At 50.3% G+C, this 14,616-nt stretch carries 12 protein-coding genes; 8 read left to right on the top strand and 4 right to left on the bottom strand.

Going from position 1 to position 14,616, the window contains the following annotated elements:
- Positions 1–1,155, top strand: a complete 1,155-nt coding sequence (locus AC1S5B_RS02565; RefSeq protein WP_482034156.1) for an alpha/beta hydrolase — start codon at positions 1–3, stop codon at positions 1,153–1,155.
- Between the two features lie 54 nt (positions 1,156–1,209).
- Entirely contained in the window at positions 1,210–2,271 is a 1,062-nt protein-coding gene (locus AC1S5B_RS02560) for an NAD(P)-dependent alcohol dehydrogenase (RefSeq protein ID WP_482034155.1), read from the top strand.
- A 169-nt stretch (positions 2,272–2,440) separates the two neighbouring features.
- On the opposite strand, the gene AC1S5B_RS02555 is transcribed toward AC1S5B_RS02560, so the two are convergent.
- On the bottom strand, positions 2,441–3,328 hold the full coding sequence (locus AC1S5B_RS02555) for an alpha/beta fold hydrolase (protein WP_482034154.1): 888 nt from the start codon (positions 3,326–3,328) through the stop codon (positions 2,441–2,443).
- Between the two features lie 79 nt (positions 3,329–3,407).
- On the opposite strand from AC1S5B_RS02555, the gene AC1S5B_RS02550 reads away from it, so the two are divergent.
- Positions 3,408–4,127, top strand: coding sequence for a hypothetical protein (locus AC1S5B_RS02550; protein WP_482034153.1), 720 nt, complete (start codon positions 3,408–3,410; stop codon positions 4,125–4,127).
- A gap of 37 nt (positions 4,128–4,164) precedes the next feature.
- On the opposite strand, the gene hetR is transcribed toward AC1S5B_RS02550, so the two are convergent.
- Together hetR and AC1S5B_RS02540 are read right to left on the bottom strand one after the other, a co-directional pair.
- Entirely contained in the window at positions 4,165–5,073 is a 909-nt protein-coding gene (hetR, locus tag AC1S5B_RS02545; RefSeq protein ID WP_482034152.1) for a heterocyst differentiation master regulator HetR, read from the bottom strand.
- An 18-nt stretch (positions 5,074–5,091) separates the two neighbouring features.
- Positions 5,092–5,229, bottom strand: a complete 138-nt coding sequence (locus AC1S5B_RS02540; RefSeq protein ID WP_482034151.1) for a hypothetical protein — start codon at positions 5,227–5,229, stop codon at positions 5,092–5,094.
- A gap of 487 nt (positions 5,230–5,716) precedes the next feature.
- Here AC1S5B_RS02540 and AC1S5B_RS02535 point away from each other — a divergent pair, with 487 nt between their 5' ends.
- From AC1S5B_RS02535 to AC1S5B_RS02520, 4 genes are all read left to right on the top strand, one after another.
- Positions 5,717–6,736: a response regulator gene (locus AC1S5B_RS02535; RefSeq protein ID WP_482034150.1), complete on the top strand. Its 1,020-nt coding sequence runs from the start codon at positions 5,717–5,719 to the stop codon at positions 6,734–6,736.
- A gap of 24 nt (positions 6,737–6,760) precedes the next feature.
- Positions 6,761–7,720, top strand: coding sequence for an NAD-dependent epimerase/dehydratase family protein (locus AC1S5B_RS02530; RefSeq protein WP_482034149.1), 960 nt, complete (start codon positions 6,761–6,763; stop codon positions 7,718–7,720).
- 308 nt (positions 7,721–8,028) lie between these two features.
- A complete protein-coding gene (locus AC1S5B_RS02525) occupies positions 8,029–12,186 on the top strand; it encodes a CheR family methyltransferase (RefSeq protein ID WP_482034148.1) in 4,158 nt (1,385 codons plus the stop codon).
- 210 nt (positions 12,187–12,396) lie between these two features.
- Positions 12,397–13,272 carry a ferritin-like domain-containing protein gene (locus tag AC1S5B_RS02520; RefSeq protein WP_482034147.1) on the top strand — a complete coding sequence of 292 codons (876 nt, stop codon included), beginning with the start codon at positions 12,397–12,399 and terminating at the stop codon, positions 13,270–13,272.
- 83 nt (positions 13,273–13,355) lie between these two features.
- Here AC1S5B_RS02520 and AC1S5B_RS02515 read toward each other — a convergent pair whose 3' ends face one another.
- Positions 13,356–13,865, bottom strand: a complete 510-nt coding sequence (locus AC1S5B_RS02515; RefSeq protein ID WP_482034146.1) for a P-loop nucleotide/nucleoside kinase family protein — start codon at positions 13,863–13,865, stop codon at positions 13,356–13,358.
- 55 nt (positions 13,866–13,920) lie between these two features.
- On the opposite strand from AC1S5B_RS02515, the gene AC1S5B_RS02510 reads away from it, so the two are divergent.
- On the top strand, positions 13,921–14,565 hold the full coding sequence (locus tag AC1S5B_RS02510) for a 5'-methylthioadenosine/S-adenosylhomocysteine nucleosidase family protein (protein ID WP_482034145.1): 645 nt from the start codon (positions 13,921–13,923) through the stop codon (positions 14,563–14,565).
- The last annotated feature ends 51 nt before the right edge of the window (positions 14,566–14,616 follow it).

Raw genomic sequence — 14,616 nt, 5'->3', positions numbered from 1 at the left:
ATGAAACTTGGTAACGACGATCGCACTGCAAACCCATTCGATCAACTCAACTATCCGAAGCAAGCAATGAAACATGCTGTTTTCATACCAACCCTCTTGATGAGTGCAATCTGCACAACGACAGCGTTTGTGATCGACCAACCCCACATCTCGCGTCGGATCGCCCAAGCACCTGTGCAACCGTCCGCTGTGGTCGAGGGGGCAGACAATTTCTACAAAAGCGACAAGGTAACGATGCAGAAGGTGACGTTCAAAAACCAATACAACATGCAGGTTGCCGGGACTCTCTTCATGCCCAACGCCTTGGATCAGACCGCCAAGCATCCCGCCATCATTGTGGGGCATCCGATGGGTGCGGTCAAAGAACAGAGCGCCAATCTGTATGCCCAAAAGCTGGCTGAACAGGGATTCATCACCCTGTCCCTCGATTTGTCCTTCTGGGGCGAGAGTGAGGGGCAGCCTCGTAACGTTGTTGCGCCAGATATTTATGCCGAGGATTTCAGTGCTGCGATCGACTTTCTAGGCACCCGTCCATTCGTTGACCGGAACCGGATTGGCGCTCTTGGGATTTGCGGCAGCGGCAGCTTTGTCATCAGCGCCGCCAAAATTGACCCGCGCATGAGGGCGATCGCGACGGTCAGTATGTACGACATGGGTGCAGCCAACCGTAATGGGCTGAGACGTTCGACAACCCTTGAACAGAGGAAGGAAGTCATTGCACAGACGGCTGAGCAACGCTATGCAGAGTTCACAGGCGGCGAGACTCAATACACAGGTGGAACCGTACATCAACTGAAGGAAAACTCCACCCCCATTGAGCGTGAGTTTTATGACTTCTACCGCACTTCCAGGGGCGAATATACCCCCAAAGGTACGTCACCACAACTGACAACCCACCCGACGCTGACCAGTAACGTCAAATTCATGAACTTCTACCCATTCGATGACATTGAAACGATTTCGCCTCGTCCCATGCTGTTCATCACGGGGGCAGATGCCCACTCCAGGGAGTTCAGCGAAGATGCTTACAAACGTGCCGCCGAGCCAAAGGAGCTTTACATCGTTCCCAAGGCGGGACACGTCGATTTGTACGATCGAGTGAATCTCATTCCCTGGGACAAACTTGCGTCCTTCTTCGTTCAGCATCTCAGCTAGTAAGCAAGCCATTGGCAAGAGCCATAGAATGTAAACAAATAGGAGCATTAATTCATGTCCAACACCAAAGCGTATGCTGCCGCCAGCGCAACCACACCGTTAGCCGCCACGATGATCGCCCGACGCGATCTCACTGAAACCGATGTGCAGATCGAAATCCTCTTCTGCGGCATTTGCCACTCTGACCTTCATGCAGCGCGGGACGAGTGGAGCGAATTCATGTCCACCACCTATCCGATCGTCCCCGGTCACGAGATCGTCGGTCGCGTCACCGAAGTTGGCTCGGCAGTGACAAAGTACAAACCCGGTGATGCGGTGGGAGTTGGCTGCATGGTTGACTCCGACGGCACCTGCCCGAACTGCAAAGCGGGCTTTGAGCAGTTTTGCCAAAATACGATCTTCACCTACAACTCCCCAGACAAGCACAAGACGGCTCCCGTCACCTATGGCGGCTACTCCAATAGCATCGTTGTGGATGAACGCTTCGTGCTGCGCGTTCCAGAGAACCTCGATCTGGCTGGAGTTGCACCGCTTCTCTGTGCTGGGATTACCACCTACTCGCCCCTGCACCACTGGGGTGTGACTGAGGGCAAGAAAGTGGGGGTGGTGGGTCTTGGCGGACTGGGACACATGGGCGTGAAGATTGCTCATGCACTGGGAGCGCACGTTGTGGTTTTTACCACGTCCCCCGGCAAGACGGAAGATGCCCTGCGTCTCGGTGCGGATGAAGTCGTGGTGTCCCGCAATGCCGACGAAATGCAGAAACACGCGGGCAGCTTCGATTTCATCCTCGATACCGTCGCCGCCAAGCACGACATTAACGCCTATCTCAACCTGCTCCGTCTCGACGGCAACATTACTCTGGTTGGCGCACCGGAAAAGCCCTTGGAGGTTGCAGCCTTTAGCCTGATCATGGGTCGCCGTAGCCTCTCTGGCTCGATGATCGGCGGCATTGCCGAAACCCAGGAGATGCTCGACTTTTGCGGTGAGCATAATATTACCGCAGATGTCGAAGTCATTCCCATTCAAAAGGTCAATGAAGCCTACGATCGCCTGCTCAAGTCCGATGTGAAATACCGCTTCGTGATCGATATGGCATCCCTGAAATCTGAATAACCATAAGCTTGACAATAGCAATTTATCAAGTCTTAGCGATCAGGCTGCATGGGCATAGACATCTCCTAGGGACTGCCCAAACATACCTAGGAGATTCCCAATGGGCTGTGGGCTACGGCTAATCGCGGCATGATATTTTTCGATGATGCACTCCGAACCTCGGACTTCATCAAGCCTCAATGAATGACTCGATCGCCTGAGCCGTGATTCCAGGTTTTTCCAAATGGGGCACATGTCCACAGTTGGGCACCCAAACAAGTTTGCTGTGGGGCAATGCACTGGTGAATTTTTCGGCATCGGCGATTCCTAAAATGCGATCGCGATCACCCCAAATAATCAGCGTTGGTTGAGTAATTTGAGCAATTTTGTTGGCAAGAAAGTTGTAACCATTGCTTTTAGTAAAGGCAATCAGGGCTTGTTGCCAGCCAGACAGTTGGAGATGCAGCGCAGCGCACAGTTCGGCATCGGCGGTGACGAAACTGGGGTCGGCGTAGGCTTTCAGGCTCACCTGCCGGCGAACCCCAGGGCGACGCAAAAATTCGGTGGCTAAGTAACCTAGGGGCGGAATCATAAATTTGCCCATTTCTGGACCTGCGGCAAAACCAGCGCTGTCTATTAAGATCAGTTGTCTGACGGCTTCAGGATAGGTCAGAGCAAAGTCGATCGCCGCTGCTCCGCCCATGGAAGCACCCACTAGCACTATCGGCTGACCGATCAAGGTTTTCCAGGTGCAGTAAAGATGGGTTTTGATGGCAGCGGGGGTAAAGGGCCCATCGGTTGGGCGATCGGTGAAGCCAAACCCTAGTAAATCTACGTTCCAAGTCGCATGATTGGCGGCAAGCAATGGCTGCAATCGGCGAAATTCAAATACGGAACTATCAAAGCCGTGTAGCAACAAAATCGGCGGATCGCCTCCGCCTTGCTGGACAAACGCGGTGGCGATCGCATTCGATCTAAGCGGTGTCAAAATCGCTTGCCGCTGGATTTGCTGTGCCAACGAGATCGAGGTCGGTTCAGTCAGTTGGGCAACCGTGGCAGGTAGAAAATTTGGATACATTTCTTTAGTCTACAGGGCAACTGTTTACAGCAAATCTTAAGCATGGCAATCTAGAACTCACTCTTTTGCTGATTTTCTGATGACTCCTGAACAAGAGCAAGCCGTTTTAGACCTCCGCACTCGTAATGTTGCGCCGAAGCAGATTGCTCGTCAGCTTGGGCTACGTCCGGCAGAAGTAAGCACCCTAATTAAAGCCCACGCCGAACAAGCAGCGATGGCTCGGCTGGCGGCTGGAGAGTTAAACCCCCTCTTTCAATGCTTAATCAATCAAAATTGCTTAGCGAGTCTACTGCGGGAACGCCAAACGGAAAGCGCGATCTCCCCCTCAGACGAATTAGAAGACGACATGGATGCTGGATTAGCCGTGATTATCTTATCTCGCAAGGCAGGATTTAATCGACTGGAAGTTTGCACCTACCTGGTCGATTTGTGGTGCTTGGGCGTAAAAGATGCGTCAGGTCCACGCCTGATGAACCCCAGCACCTACAAAGACTTTGTAGAATTTGTCTACAGTCAGTTTCCGGCGGGAACAGAAGACATTCCTTTAGAACTGGCGCAAGCGATCGTATTTGGCGGCGCTGACTATGCCAAAACTTTAGGCTTTCAACCCCATCCAGATTTTGAACAAGCGCGATCGCAGCTAGGAGACTGGAAAGGAACGCCCATTTTAACCTTTGGGCGAGGCGGCAAGCCCTGCTACATGAATGGTCCCTATGATGACCCCATCAAAACTCTTAAAACTCTTCATGAAACGGTCGGCGAAGGAAATTTTGATTTTATTTTGGGCGATGGAGGCTAAAACCTGCCCAATCTATCAGTTTTCAATGAATCCCTGCTTAAAGTTCTGGCTGTCTGGAACCCATTGCCATCTGAACCACAAAGGATACGCCGCCAACTTGGTGATAGCGATCTGCCCACGCTCGGATGACTTCATCAAGTTCTTCAATTGCCTGATCAACCCGATCGGGGGGGATATCCAACTCTTCCAAAATCCGCATCACTTGAGGATGGCGATTTGCCCAATCGTTCATTAGGCGAAAATATTGGGCGGTGTCTTCGACCATGATGAACGTGCGCTCCTCATCTGCGGCAGGAGAATAGGAAACACGAGTCAGGGCATAAAAGGGCATTCCCCAAGGAGAATCTATCCGAGTGACGGTGCCAGAATAGATGAGGCGACGTTTAATATGTTCTGCGAGTGCTTCGCTGAGAGGCATTCGGCGATCGCTCGGCAAGTCCTCCTGCGATCGCCCATGCAAAAATTCGATCAGATCTAAAAACTGAAAAGAGTTAATGATCTGAGCATCGGGCAAACTGATAGCGCCAAGTTTTTGTTCAAGCTGCCGTTTTTCTTCCGAGGTGAGGCTAGACCCTACAATCCGCGATCGCCCCGGTTGCCAGGGAAACTGCTCCATCCACACATAGGGAAACTGAATCAGATAGCGAGGCTCCTGCGAGCCTAGCATTTTTAGCAGTTTTCCTTCCGTTAAAGCTTCTCGAACCTCCTCCACAATTGCCTTAACGCGCTTTGGCTCAATGTGGTGCAAGTGCCCCGTCATTCGGAGATTGTGTTCCTGCTCCAAATAAGTCATGTAAATAGCACACTTTGCCGCCGTCGCTGCCGCGTCTAGAAACGCTCCATGTCGGTGCCCGCCAGTCCGCATCGCGCTAAACGCTAAATAAAGCATGATTTGATCCATCGCACTTGGACTAAGGCGTTTGATCAAATCGATATCGTTGGTCATGTTTAAACCGCTATTCCTTTAAACCGCAATGCTACGAGTATCTTGGGTGCAATGCGCATACCCCATAATAATTCCACTTTCATACAGACAGGCAGTTTTTTGAGAGTCAGTAATGCTGCCAAAATTCGCCCCTACAAACCGCCATCGCTTAACCATAGTTAAAAGAAAAAGCTTTAAATCATGGTTATTAGCGTCAGTATTCCCTGAATTTGCTTGTATGAAGCTGATAACACTTCAAAAATATTAAATTTTACAGCTTTAACCAAATTCAGTTGCCTTTTAGCTCTCTCCTGCCATAAAGTCAATCCTGCCATGAGTCAGTTGAGCGAAATGACCCTGCTTGCCCCCTGCAAAATGACCAGTCAGTGCTACGCGATCGCTTAAGTTACAATAGTGCGTATTCAAACATAATAAACTTTTGCAAAGCCTGCTCTAGTTTTTCCGAACAACTTGTCCGAATTGGCACAAGCCAACTATCTCTTAATTGGGCTAGCAGTTAGCTACACAATCTCAGTAAAAAACCTGATTTCGCCCATGCCTCGATTTATCATACTGAGAAGACAGTATTTTTCAGAAGCTAGTAGGGCAATTTAGCTAAATGCTTTTGCATGCTCCCTAATTCCTATTGCAAGGTTGGCATCCCGTGAATTACCTCGATTCAGATCATCCGAAAGTTCTTGTAGTAGATGATCATCCTTCTAGCAGGATGACAGCAGTCGCGCTCTTATCTGTTGAAGGCTACAACGTAATCGAAGCGGATAGTGGTCCCAGCGCTCTGGAAATAGTCAATTCTGGCAATCCAGATTTGATTTTGCTAGATGTAATGATGCCAGGAATGGACGGTTTTGAAGTGTGTCGTCGTCTCAAACAAGATGACCAGACCCGCCTCACCCCCATTGTATTTATTACGGCATTGGACGATCGCCGCTCTCGACTGCGCGGTATCGAAGCGGGGGGCGATGACTTTTTGACTAAACCCTTCGATCAGCTAGAGCTATCCGCACGGGTTAAATCATTGATTCGGCAAAAGCGGCTGAACGAAGATTTAGATCATGCCGAGAAAGTCCTATTTTCGATCGCGCGCACCATTGAAAGTCGCGACCCGAATACAGGTGACCATTGTGAGCGCCTAGTCACTCGTGGCAAGGAATTTGGCGAATTTTTGGGGCTAACTCGTGGCGAAGTTCGCGATTTAATGTGGGGTGGCTATTTACACGACATTGGCAAAGTGGGCATTCCAGATGCCGTTTTATTAAAGCCAGGAAAACTCACCTCTGAGGAATGGGATATTATGCGAAAGCATGTTTCCATCGGTGAGCAGATTTGCCAACCTTTGCGAACCATGCGGGGAGTCGTGCCCATTATCCGCTCTCACCATGAACGCTGGGATGGCTCTGGGTATCCTGATGGATTAGTGGGTGAGCAAATTCCGCTCCTAGCGCAGATCTTTCAACTGATTGATATTTATGATGCCCTAACCAGTGAGCGTCCTTACAAACGTGCCTTTACTCATATCGAAGCACTCGCTATTTTGGATGAGGAAACAGCAAAGGGCTGGCGTAATCCAGAATTAATGCTGAAGTTTAAGGGATTTATTCTGTCAACTGTGCAGGATACTATTTCGGCAAACGCGATGATTCAACCTGCGCCCTCTGCGGCATAAGTTTTAAATATGAAAGCCTAATCTATGAAAGCTTTGGTCACTGGAGCCAACGGATTTACTGGATCGCACTTGGTTAAAGCGCTAAATCAGCGGGGCGATCGCGTGGTGGCATTCGTCCGCAAGTCCAGCGATTTACACCGTTTGTCAAGCTGTCAGGTCGATCTAGTCTATGGAGAGATTAGCGATCGCGCTGCCATCCAAGCTGCCATGACCGGAATAGAGGTGGTGTTTCATCTGGCTGCGTATGTGGAGTTAGGCATTGTTAACGAAGCAGAGATGCAGCGGGTGAATGTGGAAGGCACTCGTGCGATCGTGGAAGCAGCCCAGGCAGCCGGAGCCAAACTGGTTTATTGCAGCACCATTGGCATTTTTGGTGATACCAACGGGCAAACAGTTGATGAAACTTATATTCGCCAACAGCAAGGATTTTCTTCTGCCTACGATCGCACCAAATACGAAGCCCAACAACTGGTTGATCGTGCGGCTGCCCAAGGATTACAAACCGTCAGCGTCTTACCCTCTGGCATTTTTGGTGCAGATGATCCCCATTTTGGTCCTGTGCTTCAGTCTTTTTTGAAAGGACGCTTAAAGCTGTGGGCAGGTGGGCAACGGGTCACGGGCATTGTGCAGGTAGACGATCTGGCGATCGCCCTGCTGTTAGCTGCCGAAAAAGGTCGGGCAGGGGAACACTACATCATTTCTGCCGGGGATCTAACAACCCGCGAGATGTTTGAGATTTTAGGGCGGGAAGTCGGGATTTCTGCTCCTGCCGATGCCCCAGAATGGCTGGTACGATTGCTTGGCACTCTGCTTGATCCCATCGGGCGGTTGTCGTCTTGGCAGCCTCCCTTAAGCCGAGAGCGAGTTCACTATATCTACGATCGCTGTGTGCAAGTGGATGCCACTAAAGCACGGCAAGAACTCGGTTGGCAGCCGCGTTCCGTGGAACAAACCCTAAAAGAATTAGTGCCCGCTAGCCGCTAATTTTCACCCCTCGTGATCGGCTCCTGTAGCTCACTTCCCATAAGGTGAGCCAATTGAGTAATTAATGTCTAGATTAAGCAACGCCAAAAACGCCTCTCCTCCAAAAGGCGGATGTGCTAGTGTGCCTTTACGGGAGTTAATGAGTTAATAAAAACCCTATTATTCGTTAATCTGAGCCAATATTGATTATTGTCATTGACGCTATTTAAGCAACGCCAAATTAAGCAACGCCAAACCCCGCGCCGTTGACCAATGATTTCCCCCCCCCCCAAAAAAAATAAAAATCACCCGACTGGACTACATCTAAAATGAGCGATCCAGATCAATCCGCTTCACCTGATCGCGCTTTTCCAGTGGTGGGCATTGCGGCTTCAGCCGGAGGTCTGGAAGCCTTTACAGACCTCATCCGTCACTTACCCACCGATACGGGCATGGCGTTTGTGCTGATTCAGCATTTAGCCCCCGATCACGAAAGCCTGCTGGCTGAAATTTTGGGGCGAGTGACTGAAATGCCTGTGCGACAGGTGGAAGATGGCATGAGGGTGGAGCCAAACGAGGTTTATGTGATTCCGCCCAATACTCAAATGACGCTGGTAGACGGATTATTGCGTCTCGTTCCCCGGCAGAAGACGGGTGGAAAATATATGCAGGGGGATACGTTTTTCCAGTCTCTGGCAATTGATCGCGGCAACAAAGCGATCGCCGTAGTGCTGTCGGGCAGCGATGGCGACGGCTCCGTGGGGTTAACAGCCGTTAAGGTGGCGGGCGGTGTGACGTTTGCTCAATGTGAAGCGACCGCCAAATTTGACAGTATGCCGCATACAGCGGTTGCTACGGGAGACGTGGATTTTGTTTTGCCGCCCCAAGCCATTGCCGCAGAACTGGCAAATATGAGTCGCAGTCCCTCCCTGTTTTACCCAAAGCCAATGCCGGTCGTGAAGGAATTGCCCGGGGCTAGTGATGCGTTGACCGCCATTTTTGCGCGGCTGCGGACGACGACGGGCGTTGACTTCACTGCCTATAAATCGACCACCCTCGATCGCCGAATGCAGCGCCGGATGCTGCTGTATAAGTTTGAAAACCTACAAGACTACGCCCAGTACTTACAAGAACACCCAGAGGAAGTGAAAGCACTGTATGAAGAAATTCTGATTCACGTCACCAGTTTCTTTCGTGACCCGGAGGCATTTGAACAGCTAAAGGAACTGGTTTTTCCCACCATTAGTCAAAACAAATCGGGCGATACGCCGATTCGGATTTGGGTGGCAGGCTGCTCCACTGGGGAAGAAGTTTACTCGATCGCCATCTGCCTCCTAGAGTTTTTCCACGATCGCGCCACGATGCCGCCGATTCAGATCTTTGCCACCGACATTAGCGAAGCCGCGATCGCCAAAGCTAGGGCGGGCTTTTACCTCGAAAGCCAAATGGAAGGGGTTTCACCAGAGCGGCTCAATCGCTTCTTTGTGCCGATGTCTATGGGGGGCTATCAAATCAGCGGCACCGTCCGTGAAATGTGTGTGTTTGCCCGCCATAACTTAGTCGGCGATCCGCCGTTCTCCAATCTGGATCTGATTAGCTGTCGCAATGTGCTGATTTACTTATCAGACCCGTTGCAGGAGCGTGTTATTTCTCTGTTTCACTACAGTCTCAACTTGATGGGCTTTTTGATGCTGGGCACTTCAGAAAGCGTTAAGCAAGCTTCAGACTTGTTTACTGCGGTGCATGAACCCACCAAGATCTATAGTCGAAAATTGTCCCTGACTCGTCCCCTGTTCTCATTTTCAAACAGTGCCTATCCCCCCACCGCCAGCATCGAGAGTCAGCGGCAGGCGGCGACAACGATCGCCAATCAGTTTGAGTTGGGGCGAGAAGTGGATCAATTCATTTCCAGTCGCTATGCTCCGGTCTTTGTGCTGGTCAATGATCAGATGCACATTCTCCATCTGCGAGGAGATACCGATCCCTATTTGAAGCTGCCGTTTGGAACGACGAACCTGAATCTCCTGCTGATGGCACGGGAAGGATTGGAGATTCCGCTGCGGACGGCAACCTATCAGGCTCAAACTCAGAATATGGCGGTTCGACAAGACCAGATTCAAATTGAATCGGATGGGCGACCCACTTGTCTCAATTTGGAAGTGATTCCATTCCAGCCAACGACCTCAAACGGGCTTTATTTCCTGGTGATTTTTGAAGCCGTTTCTGCCGTCACACCTCCCCCTGCCACGACCTCTGACCGCCCCGCCCCCGAAGCCTTAGATCGGGAAATTGTGCAACTCCGTCAGGCACTTGCCGCCGCCACTCAACGAGAGCTTTCGGCTCAGGCCCACCTCCAAGCGGTGATTCAGGAACAGGGGTTTCTCAACCAAAACCTGCGAGTCGCTAACGAAGAAATTCTATCGAGCAATGAGGAGTTGCAAAGCACCAATGAAGAACTCCAAACCGCTAAAGAAGAGATCCAGGCGACCAACGAAGAACTCTCCACCACCAACGACGAACTCCGCAGCCGCAACCTGCAACAAAGCCGCAACAGCAGCGACATCAATAATTTTGTGGACAGCATCAGCGTTCCGATTTTAATGCTGACCAATGATTTAAAAATTCGCCGATTTACCCTCGCAGCCCAGCGCTTGTTCAACTTCCTTCCCACGGATATTGACCGACCCTTTAACGACTTCCGCACCGATTTTGATGTTTCCCACTTGGAAGCGATCGCTTTGGAGGTGCTAGAAACCCTCAACACAAAAGACCAGGAGATTCAAACGCAAGCAGGCTACTGGTATCGCATCCGAGTTCGTCCCTATCGCACCACAGAGAACCAAATTGACGGGGTGACGATCGTTTTTCTGGATATCGACGCGCTCAAACGCTATGCTGCTACCTTAGAGTCGGCTCGTAACTATGCAGAAGCGATCGTCGAAACCGTTCAAGTCCCCCTATTGGTGCTGGATGCCGATCTGCGGGTGAAGACTGTTAATCGAGCGTTTTGCGAGACGTTTCAAGTTGCAGTGCCAGAAACCGAGCAAACTCTGTTGTTTGAGCTAGGCAATGGGCAGTGGGATATTCCTCAATTGCGATCGCTGTTGAGCGAGATTTTAACCAGTTCTCGCGAGGTTCAAAATTTTGAAGTAGACCATCATTTTGAGCACATTGGGCAGAAAACCATGTTGCTTAATGCTTGCAAGCTCCAACAAGACGGAGCGGTAACCTTGATTTTGCTGGCGATTTTAGACATCACTGAACGTCAGCAGTTTGAAGTGGAGCGATCTCAGCTCTTGGCGCAAGAACAATCAGCCCGTCAGCTAGCAGAATTTGCCAATCGCGCCAAAGATGAATTTCTTTCAAACCTCTCCCATGAACTCCGAAACCCCCTGAACGCCATACTAGGCTGGGCTGGAATGCTTCGTCTGGGAAACCTTGATGCCGACACTGTTGCTCAGGCTCTAGAAGTGATTGAGCGAAATGCCAGAGCGCAATCTCAATTAATCGAAGATATCTTAGATGTCTCTCGCATCATCAGCGGCAAGACCCAGCTCAACACCAGCCTGCTTGATCTGAGTTGGGTCATCCGAGCGGCGATCGAAACCGTTCAGCTATCCGCCGAAGCCAAAAACATCCGCATCATTTCGCAGTTGAGTTCTGCCAATATCTTGGGTGATGCCCATCGCTTGCAGCAAGTCCTGTGGAACTTATTGTCAAACGCCATTAAATTTACCCCCGCCGACGGATGCATTGAAATTACGCTGGAGGCAGTCGAGGGACAGGCTCAAATCCGAGTTGCCGACACCGGACAGGGCATTTCGGCAGACCTATTGCCCTATATTTTTGAGCGATTTCGGCAAGGAGATTCCAGCAGCACCAAAGCCAAGGCAGGGCTGGGACTAGGACTCTCGATCGTCAAGCATTTAGTTGAACTCCATGGCGGCACCATTGAGGCAGAAAGTCCCGGTGAGGCGCAAGGAGCGACGTTTACCGTCCAATTGCCGCTGCAAAATCCGCCCCCCGATCTAACTCCAGCGATCGCTTTAGAGCCGCCTGCCTTAGAACCCTCTGGAGATTCGAGGGAATCTGTCCCATCTTTAGCAGGCTTACGAATCTTAGTGGTTGATGATGCAATTGATACCCGTGAGCTATTCAAGTTTGTGCTGGAAGGGTATGGATCAGAAGTGTTTACTGCATCATCTGCCAGAGAAGCGTTGTCTGCTCTCAATCAAGCTCCCAATCCATACAACCTGCTCATTAGCGATATTGGGATGCCAGAAGAAGATGGGTACTGGCTAATCCAGCAAGTGCGATCGCTGAGTGTAGAAGCCGGAGGGCAAATTCCAGCCGTGGCGCTGACTGCCTATGCGGGTGAGATGGCTCAACAACAGGCGATCGAGGCTGGATTTCAAACTCACCTGGCTAAACCCGTCGATCCAGTTCAACTGGCAGTGCTAATTGCAGACCTGGCAAAACAAGCTTAGACACTTAACAGCAAGTTTATGGTGTGGTCTGTGTGTTCCACGCAGTCTATATCAAAGTGCTGATCGCGATACCCGCGATCGCCTGAAAAAACGCAAGGCATTCTGACCACTAGCCTTCTTTTTAAGTCGTGGCTTACAGTGAAGAAACGTGTCTATCGAAACCTGACACCTAACACCCGACACCTGAAACCTAATACATGGGAGTGAACGATGAAAATTGGGTCTGAGGCTCACAAAGATCTGTTTTGTCAGAGCTTTATGGATAGCCATCTGCTGTATGAACCGGAAACACTCGCGTGGCCCGAACTCGACAGCGCCATGATTGAACGGTTGCAAAAGATTCCCTTTTGGGATGAAGCGCTATATACCGAGCGAAAAGCTGGCGTGATGCTAAAAGCCTATGCAGAAACCGTGGAAGACCCACAAATTCGAGCGGCGATCGCCCTGCAATCGGCAGAAGAAGCCCGTCATGGTCGCGTGATTGGCTATATGATCAACCACTACGGCATTCAAGTTGCTGAACGGGCTGAAAAGCCTTTGCCTAACGATTTAGAGCCTGCCTTTGTGAGATTTGGCTATGGCGAATGCTTCGATTCATTTTTTGCCTTTGGCTTGTTTGGCATCGCTCGGCAGGGTGGCTTCATTCCCGATCCCCTATTCACGATTTTCAACACCTTAGTAGACGAAGAAGCGCGTCATATGGTGTTTTTTGTCAACTGGATTGCCCACAAGCAGATCGCGGAAGGTCGGGGAGCGCTGCGTCCCATCTCCTCATTCCAGCAATACACCGGGGCAGCCTTTCGGCGACTCGATAACCTGATGAGTATGGGCAAAGGTAAAAAGAAATCGGCGAATAAAAAAGGCTTCACCGCCGCAGGAGCCAAAGCGGTAAAAGTTGATTTAACCCTGGAATCCTTCTTGGAGATGTGTATTGCGGAAAACGCTAAGCGGATGCAGGCGTATCCTGAAGAACTGCTGCGTCCCGATTTCCTCCCGGCGATCGCATCCCTTGCCTACAACACGGTGAAGTTATTGCCCAAGCACAAAGATCGCCAGATCGTACAAGAAAGAGGGGCTAACGGCTAGATTGTTTATCGCTTGGCTTGACCTTCCCGCTTTATCTATCGAGAAATTCCAGTGTGCAAAGGAAGCATTATGCTTTTGCTCTGTTAACAAGCTCTTGAAGTTGGATCATATTTAATGATGTTGAAGCCTTCGTCTGAGGTCGGTGGTTGAAAATACGCCGTGATGTAGTCGAATTCTGCCTCCGACATGATCATTGAACCTTCGGGCTGTTCAGCGTTTCGCTTCCGCAATTGCTCTTTGCACAAGGAATCAGGCGCAACAATATAGTGGAGTGCATGATTCACTTTAGTTGCTTCAAATATTGAACGAAACCATTGTCGTTGAGAAGGAACATTACCTGGAAAATCTAGAACAACGGATATTCTCTGTGCAAGAATGTCTTGCACATGCTGTGAGACTACAGACTTAAAGCGGGACGAATATCTTAAATAATCATCAAAGGTACTAATCTCTTCGGGGTATAACTTTGACAACCAAATATCTTCACTGATAAGAATGGCATTATGATCGAATGCCAGCTTTTTCGATAACGTTGTCTTGCCTGATGCCATTTTCCCGCAGAAAAAGTGCAGAACGGGATCTGTCTCCACCATCGTTACATTGTTCCAAGTTTACTTAAAGCTTAACAATTTGATCCAAACAATTCTAGTGCCTCAAGGGGCAGAGCATCGCGCAGTTTGCCGGGGATTGCGGGGCATTGCCGAGCCGCCCACGGTGTTTGATACCCCTGCCGGAGCCGCGATCGCACCCTATTTGCGATCGCTACAAACCGCAGGCTGTCTTGACAAAGGGCAGCGGGTTTTGCTGATGGGCTTATGCGGCAGCTTAACGTCCAAATTTGCAATTGGAGATGCGGTGCTGTACGAGAATAGTCTGGCTTCTACAGCCTATCTATGCGATCGCGCCTTGACCGCTCAACTTCAAGTTTTGCTCGACGTGCCAATCGTTTGCAGTGTCACCAGCGATCGCGTTATTTCCACCGTTCACGATAAACAGCAGTTGGCAACTCAGTTCAGCGCGGATGTTGTAGATATGGAAAGTGCGGCTGCGCTGGAGATCTTGAACGCGATCGGTGTTTCCACTGCTATCTTGCGCGTTGTCAGCGATGACTGTCATCACAATATCCCCGATCTCAGCCATGCCTTCAATGCCGAAGGTTCCTTGCAGCCTATAGCCTTGGCGATCGCAATGTTACGCCAACCGATCGCCGCCACCCATCTCATCCGTGGTTCCCTGCATGGGTTGAAAAGCTTACAAGAGTTGACTCAAAAGCTATTTAGGATAGCGAATTAAATAAGATCGGGGGTAGTCCTATCTCTTATAAAGGATGGATATATCCTATCT

Source organism: Leptolyngbya sp. CALU 1928 (genome assembly GCF_056784215.1).
This window is presented reverse-complemented; position numbering and strand designations above follow the sequence as displayed.

Coding starts and splice junctions, on each gene's coding strand:
- AC1S5B_RS02565 (WP_482034156.1), top strand. CDS start 1: ATGAAACTTGGTAACGACGATCGCACTGCAAACCCATTCGATCAACTC.
- AC1S5B_RS02560 (WP_482034155.1), top strand. CDS start 1,210: ATGTCCAACACCAAAGCGTATGCTGCCGCCAGCGCAACCACACCGTTA.
- AC1S5B_RS02555 (WP_482034154.1), bottom strand. CDS start 3,328: ATGTATCCAAATTTTCTACCTGCCACGGTTGCCCAACTGACTGAACCG.
- AC1S5B_RS02550 (WP_482034153.1), top strand. CDS start 3,408: ATGACTCCTGAACAAGAGCAAGCCGTTTTAGACCTCCGCACTCGTAAT.
- hetR (WP_482034152.1), bottom strand. CDS start 5,073: ATGACCAACGATATCGATTTGATCAAACGCCTTAGTCCAAGTGCGATG.
- AC1S5B_RS02540 (WP_482034151.1), bottom strand. CDS start 5,229: ATGGTTAAGCGATGGCGGTTTGTAGGGGCGAATTTTGGCAGCATTACT.
- AC1S5B_RS02530 (WP_482034149.1), top strand. CDS start 6,761: ATGAAAGCTTTGGTCACTGGAGCCAACGGATTTACTGGATCGCACTTG.
- AC1S5B_RS02525 (WP_482034148.1), top strand. CDS start 8,029: ATGAGCGATCCAGATCAATCCGCTTCACCTGATCGCGCTTTTCCAGTG.
- AC1S5B_RS02520 (WP_482034147.1), top strand. CDS start 12,397: ATGAAAATTGGGTCTGAGGCTCACAAAGATCTGTTTTGTCAGAGCTTT.
- AC1S5B_RS02515 (WP_482034146.1), bottom strand. CDS start 13,865: ATGGTGGAGACAGATCCCGTTCTGCACTTTTTCTGCGGGAAAATGGCA.